The organism is Bacillus sp. FJAT-27001 (genome assembly GCF_019039175.1).
GTDB lineage: Bacteria > Bacillota > Bacilli > Bacillales > Bacillaceae > Bacillus > Bacillus velezensis.
This window is the reverse complement of the sequence record NZ_JAHOAA010000001.1, coordinates 802,808-824,727: the sequence shown is the minus strand read 5'-3', so window position 1 is coordinate 824,727 and position 21,920 is coordinate 802,808. Positions and strand designations below refer to the sequence as shown.

27 protein-coding genes are annotated in these 21,920 nt (G+C 46.3%); 18 read left to right on the top strand and 9 right to left on the bottom strand.

Annotated elements, in window-relative coordinates; translation table 11 throughout:
* Nucleotides 1-37: 37 nt before the first annotated feature.
* Nucleotides 38-223: a DUF8096 family protein gene (locus tag BGM27_RS03330; RefSeq protein ID WP_003154919.1), complete on the bottom strand. Its 186-nt coding sequence runs from the start codon at nt 221-223 to the stop codon at nt 38-40.
* Nucleotides 224-398: 175 nt separating this feature from the next.
* Between BGM27_RS03330 and BGM27_RS03325 the strand changes: the two genes are divergently transcribed.
* Nucleotides 399-1,217: a uroporphyrinogen-III synthase gene (locus BGM27_RS03325; protein WP_007407306.1), complete on the top strand. Its 819-nt coding sequence runs from the start codon at nt 399-401 to the stop codon at nt 1,215-1,217.
* Between the two features lie 25 nt (nt 1,218-1,242).
* Here the strand turns inward: BGM27_RS03325 and BGM27_RS03320 are convergent, their stop codons facing one another.
* Genes BGM27_RS03320 through BGM27_RS03310 form a run of 3 tightly spaced genes read right to left on the bottom strand, consistent with a single transcriptional unit; the run spans nt 1,243 to nt 3,753 of the window.
* Entirely contained in the window at nt 1,243-2,004 is a 762-nt protein-coding gene (locus BGM27_RS03320) for an ABC transporter permease (protein ID WP_007407305.1), read from the bottom strand.
* Between the two features lies 1 nt (nt 2,005).
* On the bottom strand, nt 2,006-2,743 hold the full coding sequence (locus BGM27_RS03315) for an ABC transporter ATP-binding protein (protein WP_007407304.1): 738 nt from the start codon (nt 2,741-2,743) through the stop codon (nt 2,006-2,008).
* Between the two features lie 26 nt (nt 2,744-2,769).
* Complete coding sequence (locus BGM27_RS03310; RefSeq protein WP_007407303.1) at nt 2,770-3,753, bottom strand: DMT family transporter; 984 nt, start codon at nt 3,751-3,753, stop codon at nt 2,770-2,772.
* A 129-nt stretch (nt 3,754-3,882) separates the two neighbouring features.
* Between BGM27_RS03310 and BGM27_RS03305 the strand changes: the two genes are divergently transcribed.
* From BGM27_RS03305 to BGM27_RS03270, 8 genes are all read left to right on the top strand, one after another.
* Nucleotides 3,883-4,380 carry a cupin domain-containing protein gene (locus BGM27_RS03305; protein WP_007407302.1) on the top strand — a complete coding sequence of 166 codons (498 nt, stop codon included), beginning with the start codon at nt 3,883-3,885 and terminating at the stop codon, nt 4,378-4,380.
* Between the two features lie 386 nt (nt 4,381-4,766).
* On the top strand, nt 4,767-5,183 hold the full coding sequence (locus BGM27_RS03300; protein WP_003154908.1) for a DUF1641 domain-containing protein: 417 nt from the start codon (nt 4,767-4,769) through the stop codon (nt 5,181-5,183).
* Nucleotides 5,184-5,222: 39 nt separating this feature from the next.
* Nucleotides 5,223-6,401, top strand: a complete 1,179-nt coding sequence (locus BGM27_RS03295) for an NAD(P)/FAD-dependent oxidoreductase (RefSeq protein ID WP_014417508.1) — start codon at nt 5,223-5,225, stop codon at nt 6,399-6,401.
* Between the two features lie 189 nt (nt 6,402-6,590).
* Nucleotides 6,591-7,988, top strand: coding sequence for a glucuronate isomerase (gene uxaC / locus BGM27_RS03290; RefSeq protein ID WP_007407299.1), 1,398 nt, complete (start codon nt 6,591-6,593; stop codon nt 7,986-7,988).
* Nucleotides 7,989-8,012: 24 nt separating this feature from the next.
* Nucleotides 8,013-9,398 (top strand): MFS transporter, encoded by a 1,386-nt coding sequence (locus BGM27_RS03285; RefSeq protein ID WP_012117354.1) that lies wholly within the window; start codon nt 8,013-8,015, stop codon nt 9,396-9,398.
* Between the two features lie 76 nt (nt 9,399-9,474).
* Nucleotides 9,475-10,473: a LacI family DNA-binding transcriptional regulator gene (locus BGM27_RS03280; RefSeq protein WP_007407297.1), complete on the top strand. Its 999-nt coding sequence runs from the start codon at nt 9,475-9,477 to the stop codon at nt 10,471-10,473.
* A 75-nt stretch (nt 10,474-10,548) separates the two neighbouring features.
* Nucleotides 10,549-11,994 (top strand): tagaturonate reductase, encoded by a 1,446-nt coding sequence (locus BGM27_RS03275; RefSeq protein WP_007407296.1) that lies wholly within the window; start codon nt 10,549-10,551, stop codon nt 11,992-11,994.
* Nucleotides 11,991-13,484: a UxaA family hydrolase gene (locus BGM27_RS03270; RefSeq protein ID WP_038462165.1), complete on the top strand. Its 1,494-nt coding sequence runs from the start codon at nt 11,991-11,993 to the stop codon at nt 13,482-13,484. Before BGM27_RS03275 ends, BGM27_RS03270 begins: the two co-directional genes overlap by 4 nt.
* 33 nt (nt 13,485-13,517) lie before the next feature.
* Here BGM27_RS03270 and BGM27_RS03265 read toward each other — a convergent pair whose 3' ends face one another.
* Together BGM27_RS03265 and BGM27_RS03260 are read right to left on the bottom strand one after the other, a co-directional pair.
* On the bottom strand, nt 13,518-14,282 hold the full coding sequence (locus BGM27_RS03265) for a sulfite exporter TauE/SafE family protein (protein WP_003154887.1): 765 nt from the start codon (nt 14,280-14,282) through the stop codon (nt 13,518-13,520).
* 144 nt (nt 14,283-14,426) lie between these two features.
* Complete coding sequence (locus BGM27_RS03260) at nt 14,427-14,894, bottom strand: DinB family protein (protein WP_007407292.1); 468 nt, start codon at nt 14,892-14,894, stop codon at nt 14,427-14,429.
* Nucleotides 14,895-15,098: 204 nt separating this feature from the next.
* Here BGM27_RS03260 and BGM27_RS03255 point away from each other — a divergent pair, with 204 nt between their 5' ends.
* The 3 genes from BGM27_RS03255 to BGM27_RS03245 all read left to right on the top strand — a co-directional run bounded on the left by BGM27_RS03255 (nt 15,099) and on the right by BGM27_RS03245 (nt 17,455).
* The gene (locus BGM27_RS03255) at nt 15,099-16,235 is read left to right on the top strand and encodes a Rap family tetratricopeptide repeat protein (RefSeq protein ID WP_087920760.1); all 1,137 of its coding nucleotides are present in this window, start codon (nt 15,099-15,101) and stop codon (nt 16,233-16,235) included.
* A complete protein-coding gene (locus BGM27_RS03250; protein ID WP_003154881.1) occupies nt 16,225-16,359 on the top strand; it encodes a PhrA family phosphatase inhibitor in 135 nt (44 codons plus the stop codon). The genes BGM27_RS03255 and BGM27_RS03250 overlap by 11 nt, the downstream gene beginning before the upstream one ends.
* A gap of 142 nt (nt 16,360-16,501) precedes the next feature.
* Nucleotides 16,502-17,455 carry an N-acetylmuramoyl-L-alanine amidase gene (locus tag BGM27_RS03245; protein WP_020953976.1) on the top strand — a complete coding sequence of 318 codons (954 nt, stop codon included), beginning with the start codon at nt 16,502-16,504 and terminating at the stop codon, nt 17,453-17,455.
* Between the two features lie 37 nt (nt 17,456-17,492).
* Here BGM27_RS03245 and BGM27_RS03240 read toward each other — a convergent pair whose 3' ends face one another.
* Nucleotides 17,493-17,870 (bottom strand): PH domain-containing protein, encoded by a 378-nt coding sequence (locus BGM27_RS03240; protein WP_007610770.1) that lies wholly within the window; start codon nt 17,868-17,870, stop codon nt 17,493-17,495.
* A gap of 109 nt (nt 17,871-17,979) precedes the next feature.
* Here BGM27_RS03240 and BGM27_RS03235 point away from each other — a divergent pair, with 109 nt between their 5' ends.
* The gene (locus BGM27_RS03235) at nt 17,980-18,585 is read left to right on the top strand and encodes a poly-gamma-glutamate hydrolase family protein (RefSeq protein ID WP_007407288.1); all 606 of its coding nucleotides are present in this window, start codon (nt 17,980-17,982) and stop codon (nt 18,583-18,585) included.
* Complete coding sequence (locus BGM27_RS03230; protein ID WP_007407287.1) at nt 18,575-18,745, top strand: hypothetical protein; 171 nt, start codon at nt 18,575-18,577, stop codon at nt 18,743-18,745. Before BGM27_RS03235 ends, BGM27_RS03230 begins: the two co-directional genes overlap by 11 nt.
* On the opposite strand, the gene BGM27_RS03225 is transcribed toward BGM27_RS03230, so the two are convergent.
* Nucleotides 18,742-19,332 (bottom strand): ImmA/IrrE family metallo-endopeptidase, encoded by a 591-nt coding sequence (locus tag BGM27_RS03225; RefSeq protein ID WP_007407286.1) that lies wholly within the window; start codon nt 19,330-19,332, stop codon nt 18,742-18,744. The genes BGM27_RS03230 and BGM27_RS03225 overlap by 4 nt on opposite strands.
* Before the next feature lie 148 nt (nt 19,333-19,480).
* Nucleotides 19,481-19,819 carry an HTH-type transcriptional regulator Xre gene (gene xre / locus BGM27_RS03220; protein ID WP_003154871.1) on the bottom strand — a complete coding sequence of 113 codons (339 nt, stop codon included), beginning with the start codon at nt 19,817-19,819 and terminating at the stop codon, nt 19,481-19,483.
* Between the two features lie 190 nt (nt 19,820-20,009).
* Between xre and BGM27_RS03215 the strand changes: the two genes are divergently transcribed.
* From BGM27_RS03215 to BGM27_RS03200, 4 genes are read left to right on the top strand one after another with little or no spacing between them, the layout of a single operon-like run.
* Nucleotides 20,010-20,189 carry a hypothetical protein gene (locus tag BGM27_RS03215; RefSeq protein ID WP_007407285.1) on the top strand — a complete coding sequence of 60 codons (180 nt, stop codon included), beginning with the start codon at nt 20,010-20,012 and terminating at the stop codon, nt 20,187-20,189.
* A complete protein-coding gene (locus BGM27_RS03210) occupies nt 20,179-21,006 on the top strand; it encodes a hypothetical protein (RefSeq protein WP_007407284.1) in 828 nt (275 codons plus the stop codon). The genes BGM27_RS03215 and BGM27_RS03210 overlap by 11 nt, the downstream gene beginning before the upstream one ends.
* Nucleotides 20,906-21,706, top strand: a complete 801-nt coding sequence (locus BGM27_RS03205) for an ATP-binding protein (RefSeq protein ID WP_007407283.1) — start codon at nt 20,906-20,908, stop codon at nt 21,704-21,706. Before BGM27_RS03210 ends, BGM27_RS03205 begins: the two co-directional genes overlap by 101 nt.
* A complete protein-coding gene (locus BGM27_RS03200) occupies nt 21,706-21,873 on the top strand; it encodes a hypothetical protein (protein ID WP_003154863.1) in 168 nt (55 codons plus the stop codon). Before BGM27_RS03205 ends, BGM27_RS03200 begins: the two co-directional genes overlap by 1 nt.
* The last annotated feature ends 47 nt before the right edge of the window (nt 21,874-21,920 follow it).

The following is a 21,920-nucleotide window of genomic DNA, read 5'->3' as shown; positions in this document are numbered from 1 at the left end:
AAACAGGCAGCGCACCGGAAGGCGGCTGCCTGTTTTGTTATATGTTTTTCTTCATGCCGCATCTCCGGCATTCCCTCAAAAATTTTCCGCCCTTCACTGAGCTTTTAAACAGCGTGTAGTCACAATTGTCACATCGGCCGCTGTGAACATCAGGATATTCATTGAACTCATAAATGACCGAAGTATCGTATCCTTTTGTCTCGAACTCTTTTTTTGTTTCCATGATTGAAAATCCCTCCGCGAATCAAATCGTTCTGCCCGGTTAATGATACAGCAACTGCACGGGGGATTCAACGGGAGCATAGCTTGATTTTCCCGGCTGATTGCGTAACAATAATAGAAATAAATGACGGCCTGCCATAGGGCGCCCGGCATCTGAAGGGAAGAAGAAAACAGCGATGGGAAAAGGATTGAACGGGAAACGGATTGCCATCGGCGGTTCGCGGAAAACAGAAGAGATCACAAGATTAATAGAAAAGCAGGGCGGAACGGCGGTCGTCCGTTCCCTCCAAGGAACCGTATACCTGGCGGAGGATCAAATGGAACCCGACGTAAGAACATTTGCCGGGCAAAAAGCCGACTGGGTGATATTCACCACAGGCATCGGTACGGAAACGTTATTGTCGGTATCGGAAAAAATCGGTCTGAAAGAAGAATTTTTAGCGGCCGTTCATGAAGCGAAAATCGGCTGCAGAGGCTATAAAACATATGCGGCCTTAAAAAAACTCGGCATCACGCCGCATGCCTCAGATGAAGACGGTACAACAAGAGGGCTGATCCGCTCCTTGGAACGATTTGACTTTAAAGATAAAAAAGTCATGATACAGCTTCATGGCGAAAAAGCGCCGGTCTTAACGGAGTTCCTTGAGAAAAACGGAGCGGAGGTATTCCCTGTTCTGCCGTATCAGCATATTCCGCCTGAAAGGGAGACGGTTAATAAACTGCTGGGAGAGCTGTTAAACGGAGAGGTCGATGCCGTATGTTTTACAACAGCCATTCAAGTGCGCTCTCTCTTTGATTATGCAAAAGAAAAAGGGTTCACAAAAGAATTGCAGCAGGCATTCGAAAAACAAGTGCTTGCCGCCGCAGTCGGCAAAGTGACGGCTGAAGCGATCCGGGATGAAGGGGTAAAGAGGGTCCTTGCTCCGGACATTGAGCGGATGGGAGCGATGATTATTGAATTATCCCGTTACTATGAATCTCTGACCTTGTCATAAACCATCATTCAGCAGGGAAAAAAGCCTACGCTTCCCTGCTGAATTTTTTTAATTGCCAGTGTTCCGTGAAAAGGGAAGGATATGTCAAGGCGCTGAGTATGATACATGTAAGAAGAGCGGAGGCCATCGTTGTAAAAACGATCAGCAGCTGAAAGCGCACCGCCTGTATCGGATCAGCCCCCGCTAAAATCTGCCCCGTCATCATGCCGGGAAGCTGAACGAGACCCAATGTTTTCTGGCTTTCAAGCGTCGGGATCATACTGAGCTTCATACTGGACGTCAATATCTGCCGGACGGCCTGCTTAGGCGTTCCTCCGAGAGAGAGAATCAGCTGGATTTCTTCTTTCCGCAGGTCTGCTTCCGAACTGAGCCTGCTTAAAAACAGGCTTGAGAGCACCATGGAGTTTCCGATGACCATGCCGCTTATCGGAATGACATATCTTGAAGTGAACGGAATGATGTGAAGGGTCAGTAAAAGTCCCTGCGTCACGGTTTCCGCGATCGCCAGTGTCAGAAAAACGCGCCAAAATGAGCCGATCCGCATTTTTTTCCGTTTGGAGACATTGTGCGAAGCGGCCGTGAGCATGAGAAGCACCATTAATATGATAAATATCGGGTGATCACCGCGAAAAATCAGCGACAGCACATAGCCGATGATGAGAAGCTGAATGACGGCCCTGACGGTTGCGACGATCATATCCTTTTCGACGCCGGCTTTAAAAGATGTAGACAGGAATAAAGCAATAATGACAAATATACTTGTCAATAATAGAGAAAGATCATTCATATCAGCACCCGCTCCCTTGTAAAAGCGCCCGGGCCTTTTCGTGTTTCGGTTCCTTAAAGAACGTTTTCGTTTCCGCGGTCTCTAAAAGCCGACCCTCAGCCATAAACCATACCGTATCGGATAATCGTTCCGCTTGTTCAAGGTTATGGGTGATCCACAGGACCGTCAGCTGTTTTTGCCGATGGAGTTTCGTAATCAGTTTCTCAATGATGAGAACGGATGACGGGTCCAGCGCCGAGGTGATTTCATCCAGCAGCAGGATGGACGGCAGTCCGGCGAGAGTTCGCGCTAATGAGAGCTTCTGCCGCTGCCCTCCGGATAATTCTTTTGCATTTCGATCCAGAAGCCCGCGCGGAAGGTCTGTAAAATCTGCGAGCTCTTCAGGCGTATAGTGCTGTGCTCCGTGGAGTTTTTCTGCGAGCAGAAGGTTGTCCCGCACCGTTCCCTCGAGGGCGGGAGCTGATTGAAATGCAAGGCCCGCGGTTTTTCTGAGCTCTCTGATGTCCCAGTGTCTTATTTCTTTTCCGAATACAAGCACTTCCCCTTCATCAGGTGTATTCATCAGATTGCACAGTGACAGCAATGTGCTTTTTCCCGCGCCGGAAGGCCCTATCAACGCCGTGATAGAACCTTTTTGAATATGTCCGGTTACACGGCTTAGGACATCAAAGGACGTATTGTTTTGTTCAAAGCGTTTGCCGGCTGACAGAAAAGATATTGCCGGAATTTCTTCTTTCATACAGGAGGACACCTTTCGTAAAAAAATCAGGAACCGGTGAGATTGGCTGACGTTTGCTCAGCCGTTTTCTGGTCTGTCTGCCGGGAAGCGAATGTATGCATGACCATTCCCGCAATAATAATGAACAGTCCGGCAAATGAAAGAAGTGACGGAAACGCCGCGGATAAAAAGACGATTTCGCCGATCAGTGCAAAAAGAACCTCTCCGGACTGCGTCGCTTCAACAGCAGCGAGCTTCTGCGGCTCATTCCTCACCATATCGGTGGCGCGGAAAAATAATACTGTTGCGATAACGCCAGAGCTGAGTGCGACGATAAAGGATTGGAATGTCTGTCCCATTGACGGAAGCCCGTCTCTATGCCAGCCGAAAGCGGCGATCAAAAGCCAAAACGGAAGGCTTGCGAGCGTCATGCCGAGCACCCGCTGAAACGTATCGAGTTTTCCGCCGTATTGTTCCAGCATTTTGCGGTTGCCGAGCGGATAGGAAAAAGCGGCGATGACGACCGGCACAACGCTGAATAGTATCGTGCGGCCGGACAGAGAACCCGCATGCTGAAGCTGAATCAGACCGGCTCCGATCAGGATGATGACGGAAGTAACCAGCGAAATCAGCGGGATCTTTTGTCTGGCGGAAACCGGGCCCGCCGGTGAATTTTTTGTTTCGTAGAAAAACGGCGACAGAAGCACACCCGCGACAATTGTAATCTGCCACGTGCCGGCGATCAGCCAGCCCGGCCCATATGCCGCCGCAAACGTAATCGGGGCATAAAAAAGCACGAACCCGGTAAAACTCCACTTCAGCCAAAAAAACGGTTTTTTTCGGATTTCATGCCAGAGCGGCGCCCATTTTCCTTTCACATAAACGATCAAAAATAAAAACGGAACCATAAAAAGAAAACGCAGGGAAGAGCTCCACATCCAGCTTCCGCCGGAAAGCTCCATCGCCCTGTTTAAAATAAAGGTGACTGCAAAAAACAGAGATGCCAATATTCCGATCACGATGGCTTTCATTAAATCCCTCATTTTGACACATATTTTTTTATACTATACTATTCACCGGCAGGCTTCGCAATGGAATATGAGAAAATAGCGTTTTAACAAATGATGAATGGGAAACAGACATATACGGAGGTGAAAACAATGCAGAAAGAGGATATTCAAGTGCTTTATTTTGAAGATGACGGCCGCATTCCGAATAACCCGAATCTTCCGCTTGTTATTTATAACGCGGTATTTAATGAAGAAACGGTACAGAAAGCAGAGTCCGTCCTCCGCCGGCACGATTGGTCGAACAGCTGGACGGGCGGAGTATTTCCGTATCACCATTTTCACAGCACCACGCACGAAGTTCTTGTCGCGGTAAAAGGAAACGCGGTTTTGAGGTTCGGCGGGGAACAAGGAGCGGACGCCGTTCTTCAAATGGGAGACGCAGCGGTCATTCCGGCCGGCACCGGACATAAAAAACTGTCGGGCAGTTCTGATTTTACCGTGATCGGGGCTTATCCGGGCGGGCGGCAGTACGATACAAAAACGGAGAAAAATGATAGAACTTCAGAAGAAATCAGCCGTGTCCCGCTCCCGGAATGCGACCCCTTTACGGGAAAAACGGGCCCGCTATTAAAATTGTGGGAGAAATGACAGGGGAAAAGCGGATGGTCTGTAAAAAAATAGCCTAAAAGAAACGTTATTACACCCCCGCCATATAAATAATTTCATAAACGAAACAATTCACGTTCAAATTTTGTTCAAAAAGTGTTATTATATAAGAGTAAATCAAATTGGGGTTTTTTATGTTTGCTATTTTCAGAGAGGAAAAAGAAATTTTGACTTATTCAATTGTTTTTGTTGATATAAAAATAATACTGGATATGGCAAAGTGAAAAACTGGGTAGTAAACATTTATTTTTGTAAATGATTGTGCATGAATTCACAATCTTGCTTTTTCATGCTTTTCTGCATGAAGGGGGAAAGGCTACCCTTTCCAAAAAAATCAGCATACTGCTTATAGTAAAGGAGAATCGGATATGCCAGAAACAATCGATCAAACAAATGCATCTGTCAGCCAAGGCCAACGCGATCTTATTGATCAGCTGCTAAAACCTGAAGTTCAAGAATCACTGACTGTTTTAGTGGATCAGCTTCCAAAACTGACTGAGTTAGTAAATATTTTAACGAAGTCTTATGATTTTGCACAGTCTGTAGCGACAGACGAAGTATTGAAGAGCGATACAGTGGGTGCGCTTACAGAAATTCTTGAGCCGGTGAAAGAAACAGCGAAAGAAGTGGCGGCTACTGCGATCGAAGCAAAAGACCGCGCGGATGCAAGCAATGAAACGATCGGACTTTTCGGCCTGCTGCGCATGCTGAAAGATCCTCAAGCTCAAAAGCTGTTCCGTTTTGCTAACAGCTATCTTGAAATCATGAACGAAAAACAAAAATAATCTCAGATTCAAATTGATATAAAGGACGGAGGATATACGATGTCAAAACATATTGTCATTTTAGGCGCTGGTTACGGCGGAGTTCTTTCTGCTTTAACCGTTCGCAAACATTACAGTAAAGATGAAGCACGCGTAACCGTTGTGAACAAATACCCGACTCACCAAATCATTACGGAACTGCACCGCCTTGCAGCCGGCAACGTGTCTGAACAGGCTGTTGCTATGCCGCTTGAAAAACTTCTGAAAGGAAAAGACGTCGACATTAAAATCGCAGAAGTCAATTCTTTCTCAGTTGATAAGAAAGAAGTTGCCCTTTCTGACGGTTCTAAGCTGACTTATGACGCGCTTGTTGTCGGACTTGGTTCTGTTACGGCTTATTTCGGCATTCCTGGACTCGAAGAAAACAGCATGGTGCTGAAATCTGCGGCTGATGCCAACAAAGTATACAAACACGTGGAAGACCGTGTGCGTGAATACGCTAAAACGAAAAACGAAGCTGATGCAACGATCCTTATCGGCGGCGGCGGCTTAACAGGCGTCGAGCTTGTCGGTGAGCTTGCTGACATCATGCCGAACCTTACGAAAAAATACGGCGTAGATCCGAAAGAAATCAAACTGAAATTAGTAGAAGCAGGTCCGAAAATTCTTCCTGTTCTTCCTGATGACCTTATCGAACGCGCGACAAAAAGTCTTGAAAAACGCGGCGTTGAGTTCTTAACAGGTCTTCCTGTTACAAATGTTGAAGGAAACGTTATTGATCTGAAAGACGGTTCAAAAGTCGTTGCCAACACATTTGTATGGACAGGCGGCGTACAAGGCAACCCGTTAGTCGGCGAATCCGGCCTTGAAGTGAACCGCGGCCGTGCGACGGTTAACGATTTCTTACAATCTACTTCTCATGAAGATGTATTCGTTGTCGGAGACAGCGCTGTATACTTTGCGCCGGACGGCCGTCCGTACCCGCCGACAGCGCAAATCGCTTGGCAGATGGGTGAACTTGTCGGTTACAACCTGTTCGCTTACTTAGAAGGAAAAACGCTTGAAACATTCAAGCCTGTAAACTCTGGTACGCTTGCAAGCCTCGGACGTAAAGACGCGGTTGCCATCATCGGAGCGAACTCTACTCCGCTGAAAGGTCTTCCGGCATCTTTAATGAAAGAAGCAAGTAACGTACGTTATTTAACACATATCAAAGGATTATTCAGCCTCGCTTACTAATTAATCCTTAAGATCACACAGAAGACATTGCCGGACTTTCTCGGCAGTGTCTTTTTTTTGTATGAAAATGTTAATGGATACAATTTTCTGAAAAATAAAATAAAATGATTGATATGTGAGAAAGAGGAAGCTAAAATAAAAAAGAACCATTTTGTTAACGTTAACATTTTTAAGAGGGAGGATGAAAGTGTGAAAGCTTTTATGGGTGATGATTTTTTACTGGATAGTAAAACGGCCGTAAAGCTGTACAGGGAATACGCCGAAAACATGCCGATCATTGATTATCACTGTCACTTAAGCCCAAAGGAAATCTATGAAAATAAAACCTTCGCAACGATTACGGAGGCATGGCTTTACGGTGACCACTACAAGTGGCGTATCATGAGGGCCAACGGCATTGAAGAGCGCTGCATTACCGGAAACGCTTCAGATGAAGAGAAGTTTTTCGCCTGGGCAAAAACGGTGCCGATGGCGATAGGCAATCCGCTGTACAGCTGGACGCATTTAGAGCTGCAGCGCTGGTTCGGCATTTATGACGTATTGAATGAAAAAACGGCCGCGGCAATTTGGAAAAAAACGAATGAGCTCCTGCAGGGAGACGGGTTTGGCGCAAGGGATCTCATTCTGAAATCAAAAGTCAAAGTCATTTGCACAACCGACGATCCTGCCGATGCGCTGACATACCACGAACTGTTGAAAGAAAGTGATTTTCCGGTTCAAGTGCTGCCCGGATTTCGGCCTGACAAAGGACTGGACATCAGCAGCCCGGGTTTTGCCGATTGGGTCCGTTCGCTGGAGAGCGCTTCCGGAATGGCTGTCACCACCTACCAATCGTATTTAGATGCGTTAGAATCCCGCGTCCGCTTTTTTCACAATGCCGGGGGAAGAGTGTCGGATCACGCATTAGATCAAATGGTCTATGCCGAGACGACCGAAGAGGAAGCGGCCCGGATTTTTGCAGCCGGATTAAGCGGAGAGCATGTGTCTTTTGAAGATGAAAAGAAATTCAGAACACGGACGCTGCAATATCTTTGCGGTCTTTACGCCGAACTGGACTGGGCGATGCAGTTCCATATTAACGCGTTAAGAAATACCAATACAAATAAGTTCAGCAGCCTCGGTCCTGATACGGGATATGACTCAATTAATGATGAACGTATCGCAAAACCGCTCGCCCGGCTGTTAGATTCCGCCGAAAAAAAGCGGCAATTGCCTAAAACGATTTTGTATTCTTTGAATCCGAATGACAACTATATTATCGCCAGCATGATCAACAGCTTTCAGGATGGGAAAACACCGGGGAAAATTCAATTCGGCACAGCCTGGTGGTTCAATGACACGAAAGATGGAATGCTCCAGCAAATGAAAGCGTTATCAAATACAGGCCTGTTCAGCCGTTTTATCGGGATGCTGACGGATTCAAGAAGTTTCCTGTCCTATCCCCGCCATGAATACTTCAGGCGGCTTGTCTGCACGCTGATCGGCGGCTGGGCGGAACAAGGCGAAGCGCCTTACGATATGGAGCTTTTAGGAAAGATTGTCGAGGGGATTTGTTACCGGAATGCTGAGGAATATTTCCGCTTTTAAAAAATGGAATGAAAGAGGTGGCCTATGAGTAATGTGCCTGTCGTGACAGCACCTGCCGCAAAAGTGAAGGAGCATAAGCTGAGTCTGAAAGAAAAAGTATCCTATGGTTTTGGAGATTTTGGGAACGGATTTATGTTTGATCTCGGGCAGATCTATTTGCTGAAGTTTTTCACAGATGTCGCAGGCATTCCGGCAGCGTTCGCCGGCAGTATTTTTTTGGTCAGCAAGCTGTTTGCGGCTGTGACTGATCCGATTGTCGGCTCGGCCATTGACTACAGAAAAAAGATCGGACCCCGGGGGAAATTCAGGCCGTACTTATTATTCGGAAGTATTATTCTTGCGGTCATGACCGTATTGATTTTTGTGTCACCGGACGTGAGCGTCACCTGGAAGCTTGTGTACGCCTATGCTTCTTACATGCTGTGGGGGGTCGCTTATTCTTTCGTCAATATTCCGTACGGCTCCCTCGGCGCGGCCATTACACAGGATGCGGAGGACAGAACGGCGCTTTCTGCATTCCGCCAGATCGGCTCCCTCGGCGCGCTGCTCATTACAAGTGTCATCGTCATCCCGATTCTCGTTCATTTTGATAACGTTCACATCGGCTACCCGGCAGTCATGGGAATGATGGCCGTAATCGGAATCGCGGGATTTATGATCTGCTACCGAAACTGCAAAGAAAGAATTATCGTCCGTGAAGCGCCGAAAGAAAAGCTGTCCGTCATGTCGGTTTTCAAATGCTTTATCGGCAACAAACCGCTTCTGACCGTCGTTTTCATGACGATTTTCTCAATATCGGCATATAACATTAAATCCGCTATGCTTGTTTACTTCGCCCAGTACAATCTCAACAATGCGGAGCTGATGTCCTACATGAGTTTTATCATCATCGGTTCTTCATTTTTAGGTGTTTTGTTTATGCCGAAACTCGTCAAACGTTTCGGAAAAAAGCAAACGGTGATGATCGGTTTTGCCGTCAGCGCCGCGGCTGATGCGCTGAATTTCTGTCTGCCGTCAAATGTATATATCTTTACGGCGTTAGCGAGCATTGCTTTTATCGGGATCAGCATACCAAACGGCATTACGTGGGCGCTTGTGTCGGACATTATTGATTACGGGGAATGGAAGACGGGTGAACGGAAGGAGGCGACGACATATTCGCTTTTCAACTTCTCCAGAAAACTCGCCCAATCTTTATCAGGTTTTCTTTCAGGCATCGGGCTGAGCGTTATCGGCTATATCCCGAATGCATCTCAGACAAAAGGCACGCTGATCGGGATTAAAGGGCTTCTGCTGCTGTACCCGGCTTTCGCTTTAGCGTGCGCCATGCTGATTATCGGTTTGATGTATAAGCTGACGGACCGGCAGCATGCCGAGCTCGTTCAGGACTTACATCATGCAAAACCTTAACTTTAGTGATTTTATGGACTGTCCGTTAATGGTACAATAGAAATAAATGACAGCATACAGAAAGAAAGGAAAAACGATGGTAACCATAAAAGATATCGCAAAACTCGCCAACGTATCCCACACAACCGTATCCCGGGCACTTAACGGCAGCCCCTACATTAAAGAGCATACAAAACAGAAAATATTAGAGCTCGCTTCACAGCTGAATTACACACCGAATGTAAATGCAAAAAGCCTTGCCATGCAAAAGTCCCATACGATCGGGCTGTTTTTTACAAGCATCACAAACGGAACCTCACACAGCTTTTTTTCCGATACCATCAAAGGTGTAAACCGCACAATCAGTGAGGAATACAATTTGTTCGTCCGCGCGATTGACGACCTGAAAAGCTTTGAAACCATTACGCCCATGAGATATGACGGAATCATTTTAATGAGCCAAAGCGACAGTGATAATTCATTTATTTATCATATCCGCGAGAAAAACATCCCGCTTGTCGTGCTGAACCGGGACATTGATGACCGGAGCATCACGAATATCCTGTCAAACGATAAAGAAGGCTCCAGACAGGCGGTCGACTGCCTGATCGCAAACGGACACAGAGATATCGCGATCATTGAGGGAAAGGAAGGATTCAGGTCAACTTCTCAGCGGAAAGAAGGCTATTTGACATCTTTAATTGATCATTCTATTCCGATTAAGCATGAATACAGTGTAAAAGGCCGCTATGATATGGAAAGCGGCAGTCAGGCGATGGAAAAACTCTTGGCGCTTCAATCACCTCCTACGGCTGTTTTTTGTTCAAACGATGATATGGCGATCGGGGCGATGAACGCCATTTTCGCCAAAGGCCTGAACGTTCCGGAAGATATATCCGTTATCGGGTTTGATGACATCGGCATTTCCCAATACATGACGCCGAGGCTTTCGACAGTAAAACGCCCGGTTGAAAACATCAGCATTCTCGGCGCAGAGAAGATTTTGGCGCTAATCGCCGACCCGGATACGGCGGCGGAAAAAATATATGAAAACACCGAGGTGATGATAAGAGATTCCATTAAAAAACTCACATAACGGCCCGTCTGAATATCCGGGTTTTCACACGGAGAAATGTTAACGTGTGCATAAATACAGAAGGAGGCGGACAGCTTGCAGCAGCTGAATAAAAAGATGTGCGGCGAATACATTCAATATCCTGAAAAAGTCCTTCAGTTCGGTGAAGGCAACTTTTTGCGGGCTTTCGCTGACTGGCAGATCGATCAATTGAATCAATTGACGGATTTTAACGGAAGCGTTGTCGCCGTACAGCCGAGAGGCTCTGAGAAAATAAAACGTTTAAACGAGCAGGACGGTTTATTTACGCTTTTTTTGCAGGGGATAAAGGACGGAAAACCGGCTGAAGAACACATGATCGTCAAATCCATCAGCCGCGGCATTGATCTTTTTTCTGACTATGATTCCTTTAAACGGCTGGCAGCACAAGAGGAGCTTCGTTTTATCATTTCCAATACGACAGAAGCGGGAATTACGTTTGAGAAAGGCGACCGGCTTGAGGATAGACCTCAAAAAACATTCCCCGGGAAATTAGCGGCGTTCCTTTATTTCCGCTATAAGGCATTTGCGGGTGACGCCGAGAAAGGGTGTATTGTGCTTCCATGTGAACTGGTCGAAGAAAACGGACGGAAACTGAAGGCGGCCGTGCTTCAATATGCCGGGCTGTGGGAGCTGGAACCTGGTTTTACTCAATGGATTCATGACGCGAACATCTTCTGCAATACCCTCGTGGATCGGATTGTTCCCGGATTTCCTGTTGATACCGCGGAAGAACTTACCGATTTTCTCGGATACGAAGACCGTCTGCTTGTGGTTGGTGAGCATTATTATTTGTGGGTGATAGAAGGGCCGGAACAGCTTCAGAATGAGCTTCCTTTTGCTGAGGCCGGGCTGAACGCACTGATCACGTCTGACCTTACGTCTTACAGGACAAAAAAGGTGAGAATCTTAAATGGCGCTCACACGGCATTGGCGCCAGTGGCTTTACTATACGGACTGCAAACCGTCCGGGAAGCGGCTGAGCACGAGGTGACGGGCAGATTCATTGAAGAGCTGATCAATGAAGAAATCCTCCCTGTGCTGCAAATGGAGGATGTCACCCAATACGCGGCAGATGTGTTACAACGGTTTAAAAACCCTTATATCCACCATTATCTGCAAAGCATTACCCTTAACGCCGCCGCGAAATTCAAAACAAGAAACCTGCCGACGCTGAAGGCTTATATCGAACAGGAGGGCCGGCTACCTGAGAAGCTGGTATTTTCGTTCAGCGCCATGATCTATTCATACTGGAACGGACCGAACAAACCGGCAGACTGCGAGGAGGTTCTTAACCGTTTTCAAATGGCGCGGTCCCGTTGCAAAGATGATATGTTTCAAGCGGCATCTGCCATATTAGGAGAAGAGCGATTGTGGGGGAAGAATCTGAATCATCTTCCGGGGCTTACTGAACGAACGGCTTTTTTTCTGTCTGTCATTCATAAGCGGGGTATGAAGCAGGCGATACATGAATGCTGCGGAAAAAAGGGGGAAGTGAAATGAAAGAGGTCATAAAAATCCATAAAAACGATAACGTGCTTCTCGCCATGCGCCATTTTAACAAAGGGGAACGGCTGCATACAGACGGAATGACGATTGAAGTGAAGGATCCTGTCAAGCGGGGGCATAAAATCGCGCTGCAAACCATTGAAGAAAACGGCAGCACCATTAAATACGGTTTTTCAATCGGGCGTGCGACAAGGCGGATTTCGGCCGGCGAGCATATTCATACCCATAATCTGCAAACGAATTTATCCGATGTGCAGGAATACACGTATTCACCGCGCTTCGAGGACAATCCTTTTACAAATGAGAACCGGACATTTAAAGGCTACAGAAGAGAAAACGGTACATCCGGCGTCCGGAATGAACTGTGGATCGTGCCTACAGTCGGCTGCGTAAACGGCGTCGCTGAGAAAATCCTGCAGCGCTTCGTAAAAGAGGCGAAAGACATTGCGCCCTTTGACAATGTGCTGGTATTAAAGCACCAATACGGCTGCTCCCAGCTTGGCGATGATCATGAGAATACGAAACAAATGCTGATGAACGCCATCCGTCATCCGAATGCGGGCGGTGTGCTGGTTTTAGGGCTCGGCTGTGAAAATAATGAGCTGGCGGCGATTAAGGAAACACTTTCTGAAGTGAATGGAGATCGGGTGAAATTTCTCGAATCACAAGCTGTCACAGATGAAATTGAAGCGGGTACTGCGCTTCTTAAAGAGATACACCTTGCGGCAAAGGGAGATAAACGTGAGGACATTCCGCTGTCAGAATTGAGCATCGGATTGAAATGCGGCGGGTCGGACGGTTTTTCCGGCATCACCGCAAACCCTTTATTAGGGAGATTTTCAGATTACTTGATTGCACAGGGAGGGAGCACGGTCTTAACGGAGGTGCCTGAGATGTTCGGCGCTGAGACGATTCTCATGCAGCGTGCGGCGAGTGAAGAAGTGTTTCATAAAACAGTCCGATTGATCAATGATTTCAAGCAATATTTTATGAAGCACGAGCAGCCGATTTATGAAAACCCGTCACCAGGGAATAAGGAAGGCGGCATTTCAACGCTCGAAGACAAGTCGCTCGGCTGCACCCAAAAAGCCGGTCTTGCACCGGTTTCTGATGTGCTGACATACGGTGAAACACTGAAAACAAAGGGATTGACACTGCTCAGTGCGCCCGGCAATGATTTAATAGCTTCTTCAGCGCTCGCCGCGGCGGGCTGTCACATCGTTTTGTTTACAACCGGAAGAGGCACGCCGTTCGGCACATTTGTCCCGACTGTGAAAGTATCAACAAATACCGATTTATTTCAATCAAAGCCTCATTGGATTGATTACAACGCGGGCAGATTGGCGGAAGACCAAACAACAGAAGATCACATTGTAAGAGATTTTATTCAATACATTATTAAAGTTGCAAGCGGAGAATTCGTCAATAACGAAAAAAACGATTTTCGGGAGCTTGCAATCTTTAAGTCCGGTGTGACGTTATAAGGGAAAAGGCGATCTGACAACAGACCGCCTTTTTTATATTAATTTTATTCCGCTGATTAAAATAATCGCCGCCATCACAAACTGCAGCGGGCGCGGTGAGAATTTCGGCGAAAAGAAGCTGCCGAGAAGCACACCCGGCACAGAGCCGATCAACAGATTCAATACAAGCAGGTAATCGACGCTTCCGAAGCTTGCGTTTAACAGACCGGCAACAGTTACGAGCAGAAAGGCATGTGCGATATCCGTTCCCACCACTTCTGCCGTTTTCATTCTGAACAGGTATAGCATGGCGATCGCAAATAATGAGCCGGATCCAATAGATGTCAGGCCGACGATGAAACCGAAAATGACGCCGATCAATATCATGAGTGTCCGCTTTTCTTCAAGCGTTTTTTGCTGCCAGCGGTTCGGCCGCAGTTTTTTATCGAAAAAAAGGCGGGCGATAATGGAAATGGCTACAAGGGTCAGCACGTAGCCGAGCGCCTGTTTGATAATCTGCTCCTGATGCTGGTGAAAAGCGGGAAACAAGTGAAGAACACCGATGGCGGCTGTTGCGCTGGGAATGCTTCCGAGCGCCAAGTAGCCGACAAGTTTAAATTGAACGGTGCGCTGCTTCCAATGAGAAACGACACCGAACAGTTTGGTGATGGAGTTATATAAAAGGTCAGTGCCGACGGCGATTGAGGGGTTGATCCCCAAAACGATCAGTAAAGGAGTCAAAAGCGCTGCTCCTCCCACACCCGTCAATCCGACAAGCGTTCCGACAAAGAAACCCATAAACACAATGCTTACAGTCATCTGTGTGCCTCCTGAATAATCCTACTATTTTTATCAGATTATATATGATTAAGAGGCGGTAATCAATTAAATTTTCGGAAAATTTTATACAGAACAAAAAATCCGCCAGCCTGCTGTTATGTCGCAGACCGGCGGATGGCCGGATTATGATTTTTGCTGATAAAACGGAAGTTCCGTGTGGCCCATTTCTCTGACATACACGAAAAGATTGCCTTTATGATGAATTTCATGCTCCATGGCAAGCTGAAGGAGAGCCGCGCCGTTTATTTTTCTGCCGAAAGAGGCGGTCAGGTCAATTTCGCGGTTCAGCTGCTCTTCAGTCAGCTGTGACAGGATGTCTGTCGTTTTTTCAGTACATGCTTCAGCCAGTTTGACGAGGTCTGTTTCCGCTTCTTCTTTCGGTTTGTTCTGGATAGCTGATCCGTTTCCGTCGTTAATGACGTTTGCAAACATAAGAAAAGAATAAACGATGTGTTTTACAAGTTCCTGAGCGGACATTGATGTCTCTGCCGGCTTGTAGTCGTAATGCTCGCGGCTGATTTTTTCCGCCAGCTCAATCGTCACGTTTCGATGTGACAGAAAGTGGCTGACCAATTGATTTTGTGCTGTCATGTGAAAACCCCCATTTAATACAGAATAAAAGCTGCAAGGATATGCTATATCAACGGCACGGAAGAAACAAGCAATAAGCTTGTGACGGAGATAAATCGTTGCGGATATCCGAAATTCGACAATTGCGGTCTTTTTGCGTTCTTCTTTTTCTAGCAAATATGATAAAATATGACATATCTCGGTCATTCCAAAAGGGGGGATTTATTGAGGATGAAGCAGACTATTCCGTCCTCTTTTGTCGGGCTCAAAATTAATGAATGGTATACCCATATCCGGCAGTTTCACGTCCTTGAGGCGGAGCGCGTCAAACGTGAAGTAGAGAGAGAGATCGAGGATATGGAAGAAGATCAGGATCTGCTGCTGTATTATTCATTAATGGAATTCAGACACCGTGTCATGCTGGATTACATCAAGCCCTTAAAAGAGGACCCTTCTCAGCCTGAGTTTTCAGAATTATTGGAAGACATTGAAGGCAACCAGTATAAACTGACAGGACTGCTTGATTACTACTTTAATTTTTTTCGAGGAATGTACGAATTTAAACAGAAAATGTTCCTAAACGCCATGATGTATTACAAACGGGCTGAAAAAAACCTTGCACTCGTTTCTGATGACATCGAGAAAGCTGAGTTTGCTTTTAAAATGGCCGAGATTTTTTACAACCTGAAACAAACCTACGTCTCCATGAGTTATGCCGTTCAAGCCCTTGAAACGTACCAATCGTATGAGACGTACAACGTCCGCAGAATCCAATGTGAATTCGTTATTGCAGGGAATTATGATGACATGCAGTATCCAGAAAGAGCATTGCCCCACTTAGAACTTGCTTTAGATCTTGCAAAACAAGAAGGCAATCCCCGTCTTATCAGTTCAGCCTTATATAATCTCGGAAACTGTTACGAAAAAATGGGAGACCTCTCTAAAGCAGCCGAATATTTTGAGACATCCGTTTCCATTTGCAGGTCAGAAAAGTTCGATAATCTTCCGCATTCTATTTACTCATTAACACAGGTTCTTTATAAACAGAACACTACAGCCGAAGCAGAGAAGCAGTACCGTCTCGGGCTCAGTATCGCCCGCGAATACAATGATGAATTGTTTGTGAATCTGTTCCAATTTTTACATGCGTTATACGGCAAGGAAATGGATAACGCATCCGTCAGGCACACGTTTGATTTTCTGGAAGAACACATGCTGTATCCGTATGTTGAAGAATTGGCGCATGACGCTGCCAAATTTTACATGAAACACGGACAGCCTGAAAAAGCGCTCACGTTTTATGAAAAAATGGTGCACGCCCAAAAACAAATCCAGAGAGGAGATTGTCTATATGAAATCTAAACTGTTGTCAGGATTGCTGCTTGTTGCTGTCGGGTTCAGCTTTACACAGGTGATCGGCCATGAAAGCCATTTGGAAAACCAAGCGGACGGCACATTCCATATTGCCGCGCGCAACCAAACATAACATAAAGACCCTTCTGTGGAAGGGTCTTATTTTTTGCATGCGTATCCATTCCATTTTTATCCGAATGCAGGGTCTATATGCTCAAGTTATCTGTCCTACGAATGCCATCTATTGATGAAAAAGGCATAAGGAGAGATGAAGAGTGGGGATTGAAGTGAAAAAACGGCTCGTATCGGCTGATAAATATGCGTTAAAATGTCCGAATCCGATGACGCCGGAGTATATTACCATTCATAACACGGCAAACGACGCATCCGCCGCTAATGAAATCAGCTATATGACGGGAAACAGCGAATCAACGAGCTATCATTTTGCGGTTGATGACAAAGAAGTGATCCAGGGAATTCCGTTGGACCGGAATGCCTGGCATTCGGGAGACGGCACGAACGGTACCGGAAACCGAAAGTCGATTGCTATAGAAATCTGTTACAGTAAGTCAGGCGGCGAACGGTACAGAGCCGCAGAAGAACTGGCGATTGCGTTCGCGGCGCAGCTTTTGAAAGAACGGGGCTGGGGGATTGACAGAATCAGAAAGCATCAGGACTGGAACGGAAAGTACTGCCCGCACCGCATTTTGTCTGAAGGCCGCTGGGATGAAGTGAAGGCGAAGATTGAAAAGAAATTAAGCGGAAGTATGCCGGCAAAAAAAGCCTCTATTTCTTCTTCCGCGTCTGAATACCATGTGAAAAAAGGCGACACCTTATCGGAAATCGCCGCATCGCACGGTGTCAGCGTAAAATCGCTGCAAAGCATCAACCATATCACAGATCCGAATCACATTACAGTCGGACAAGTGATCAAGCTCGCTCAGACGGGTTCTTCTTCAAAAAGTCAGGCTGTGTCTTCCTATCCGCTTCCATCAAGTGTGATCAAAGTGACGAAACCGCTGACGAAAGGGACAAACGTAAAACAAGTGCAAAACGCTTTATCCGCTCTTTATTTTTATCCCGATAAAGGAGCAAAAAATCATGGGGCGGACGGCGTTTACGGTCCGAAAACGGCAAATGCCGTAAAACGTTTTCAATCCGTCAGCGGGTTAACGGCAGACGGAATTTACGGCCCGAAAACGAAGGCGAAAATTGAAGAAAAACTGTAATCAATAAAACGGAAGCTCCCCGGGCTTCCGTTTCTTCTTACATACAAACTGCGGCAAGGGCCTTTTGAATATCATAAATGCTTTCATCTTTTTTAAACTGCTTTGAGACAGCGGGAAGTTCCGCGCCTGAAATCCAAATTTTCAGCTCTGAATCAAGGTCAAAGCGGCCGGCGGTTTCTACGCTGAATCTGGAAATGCTCTTGTACGGAATGGATTGAATCTCCGTTTTCTTCCCCGTGAGTCCCTGTTTATCAACAAGAATAAGACGCTTATCCGTAAAGACAATGATATCTCGGACAAGCTTAAATGCGGCGTTGACATTCTCACCTTCCAGCAGAATACGAGCCAGTTCTGCTTTTGCTTCAGCCGTCGATATTGTCGACGCATTGCCCAGCAATCCATTGATGAACCCCATGATATATCCCCCCTGATACGTATTCTATCAAATCATACTATAAAAAGGTTTCCATTCCCAGATGAGTAGAGTAAACTGGTGCTGACTGGAAAAGGAGAGCATGCTACACATGAAAGATAGATATGACAATTTCGCAGCCCTTTCTGCTGCTGAATCGGAATACAGAATTATTTATGAAGAAAAAGAGGGAAGTAAATGTATCGTCCTCGCTCCCCACGGCGGCAGGATTGAGCCGGGTGTCAGTGAGCTGGTGCGGGCATTTTCTGACCAAAGCTCAATTTATTTATTTGAAGGAACGAAGCGGTGCGATAACCGTTCTCTCCATTTGACAAGCACACGCTTTGACGAACCCCTGGCTTTAGAAAAAGTGACCGCCCATCATTACGGATTGGCTTTTCATGGGTATTATGATCTGAAAAAGGCAAATACACTCGTCGGGGGCGCGGATCTGGAAAAAGCAAGACTGATTTGTGATCTGCTGCGTGAAGCGGGGTTTGATGCCGAGCTGACAGAGAAGAATGATCGGCTGGCAGGTGTAAATCCCCGCAACATTGTCAATCGGACAAAAAGGAAAATGGGGCTGCAATTGGAAGTGAGCACGGCGCAGAGACACGCGCTGTTCAGCAATTTTGGCTGCCGGGGAGAAAAATATACGCCAACCGATCTGTTTTTTCGGTATGTAGAAGCCGTGAAGGCCGGTTTTTATGATAAATGAACAGGGGGCCCGTTCTTATATTTACTGGAGCTGCTATGCGGCGCAAGAAGTGCGTGGCGGGCAGCACGGTGAGAACAGCGTCATGATGCAAAAACCTTTCCTGCGATGTGAAAATGATGACATTCTGCCGGCTGCGTTCCAAGCCGCGGAGAATCGCTAATTTTCAATAAAATACGGCGTTTTTTCTTCAGCGGCATGCAAGTGTGTCTGTCCGCTTTCATAATACACATTCGGCCGCTTGTCGGATAACAGACAAGCGAGCCGCTTCTGAAATTGAATACCTGCTTTACGCCGTTCAAACAGCTCGAGTCTTTTTTCCGCAAATGATGCCGTCACCCGGAAAGCGGCTGCGATTAAAATAACGGCATGGCTTCTCCGTTGGGGAAGCTCCATGTTTAACAGCATAAAGGTCGGCACACAGAAGTGGTACATAAAATGGTTGGCCTGAAATTCCTGCAGTTCCCTGAACAGCTTGTTCATATGAAAATGGTTGCCGGTATGCTTCAGCACATGGCACAGTTCGTGCGCAAAATCCTGCCATTGCTCTTCGGGTGACTTTCTTTGATTCAGGACGATGCTGTACATGCCGTCCCGCTTCAGCATCATACTGTGCGTATCTTCAAAATGAATCCAAATGTCAAGCTCCTTGGCAATCATCTGCATATCAATATGGAGAGGGGCGGTCATTCCCATGCGGCAATATAAGTTTTTGACGTATTCCTCAAGATGTGTTAAAAAATCGCCCAATTGAATACACCCTTTCGAACATATGTTCTTTTTTAAGCGAGAAAGAAAAGCCCTGATCGGACTTTGAATCAATTCCCTTTTCTTTTAAAAATAAACATTCAGCTTTTATATCGGCTGAACGTTAAGCAATTTAAAGGAAAAGAGCGGATTATTTATGTTTCGGCCTGCGGTTTTTCTCTTTTTCTTTTAAATAATTAATGAATTCAATGGCCTGCTGCTTGCTTTCCGGGGAAAAGTCCTGCATGTCCCGATATGCGATCTGCAGGTCGGGATCGGCAAACATGTCTTCATCTGAAGGTTCTTTTCCGGTTAACAAATAATCAGTCGACACTTTGAAATAATCCGCAAGCTTTTGCAGCGTGTCGTAATCGGGTTCAGATCGGCCGTTTTCATAATGAGAATATCTGGCGCGCGAGACACCGATATGATTTGCGACTTCTTCCTGTGTTTTCTTTCCTCTGAGACTCTTTAATCTTCCGCCTATCATCCGAATGACCTCTCTTTTTTCAACACCCTAAGTTACTTATGATTATAGATACAAAATGTATCAAAATAAAGAGATGATAAAAAAAGTATCAAAAAGGTCTTGATGATACGAAATGTATCGTATATAATCAACATCATAAGGATACAAAATGTATCAATATACGATAAAAAATTGATCAGGAGGGTGAGAGATGCAGCCGATAATCATCCGTTTCAGCAGCAATCCGGCTGACCAGAGATGTTTAGGAAAAGCAGGCGGTTCGATATCTTTTACCGCTTGCGGACTTCCGGTATTCCGATTTGATAACCGATTGCAGTATGAACGCTATATAGGTCTGAAGACAAACGGAGACGTCCCTTATGAATCGTAAAAGCTACCCGTTTTTCATCTATTCCGGATTATTGAATTCAGAACATTATGACAAAATAGGGTCTGCTATTTGGCTGTTTTTATGGTTCATCAGCTCAACGACAAAGGAACACGTAAAAGACGGTGTAAAGTGGGGGATCGTCCTTGGTCATAAGCCCGTAAAAGCAAGAGAGATGGCCGATGTATTTGCCGTCAGCGAAAAAACCGTCAGACGGTGGCTTGAGGTTTTGGAACAGCATGAATATATCAAAACCGTCCGCGCCCCTTACGGACTCATCGTCTCCGTAAAGCACTCGAAAAGATTCACGCCGAAAAAGACATTGACCCGCCCGGAAGCAACTGACCGGACAATATCGGCGGATCACCGGGACAAAAATGTCCGGAGAGAAATAGATATAACAAAAAATCATACTGCTGAAGAAGCGATTAACGACATTGCCGCCCATTTTATCAGATTAAGGTCTGCACAGGAGGGGCGGAGCGTATACCCGTCGCCCCGGGATTATCAGGCCATCGCCCGTATTGTTTCCCTCGGTGCGTCAGCACAAGAAGCAATCAAATGGCTCGGCGAATGCTTTACCGCTTTTGAACAGCGGCGCACCTCTTCAGCTGAAACGATCAAGGCTTTCAGCTATTGCGCCAAGTATATGGAAGACCGCTTGAATGCACGAATTGCGGGAAGGACAATCACAACAAAAAAAGAGAGGAATACGATACATGACAAAACGAACGATCGAGCAGATACTGGCCGACCTGAAAAACGGAAAACGTCCATTACTGGCGGACAGACCGGAAGAATCAGACGAAAGCCGCTTTGACTGTCCGCTCTGTAAAGATCAGGGCGGTTATCTCAAAAACCAGCTGGGAATGGATGTGTGGGTTAAGTGCCGCTGCGCCGCCGAACGAAAAGCAGAGCGCATCCTCAGCGCAAGTGAGATTACAGGCGCCTTTCGGAAGCTGGACTTCAAAGGATTTATCACGCGGGGCAAGCCTCAGGCAGTCGTCGACGCATATGAGTGCGCCCTTGAATATGTTGAAAACTTCGACAAGATTAAAAACTGCCGGAAAAACAGCATTGCCCTTTTAGGGCGTCCGGGGTCGGGAAAAACCCATCTTTTGACCGCTCTCAGCAATTATGTCATGAGACAGATGCAGACACCCGTGCTGTATTTTCCTTTTGTGGAGGGCTTTACGGATTTAAAAAATGATTTTGATCTGCTTGATGCAAAGCTTGGCCGTATGAAACAGGCGGATGTGCTTTTTATTGACGATCTGTTCAAACCGCTGAACGGAAAACCCCGGGCGACCGATTGGCAGATTGAACAAATGTACGCCGTCGTGAATTACCGCTATTTAAATCATAAGCCGGTTCTTATCTCGAGCGAGCTGGCCTGTGACAGACTGGTGCAGGTTGATGAAGCCTTGGGCACAAGAATTTATGAGATGTGCAGCGATTATTTAGTCATCATTAATGGCAATTCATTTGACGTAAACCACAGATTAGAGGGGGCGAGATAATGTGTAAGCTGTGCGGGCCGAAGAAGGTCATTGTGACGGAAACGGGTTTCGGCGCTGTCTTTCACCCTTGCCCGAACTGCAAAACAGGCACTGATTTAACGCCGGTCATTAAACGTCTTGAGCGAATGGTTCAAGACGCAAAAGCGAGGCTTGATGCACGTGTATAAATATATTAAATGGCTTTTTTGCCTGCTGTTCAGGGCGAAACGGATAG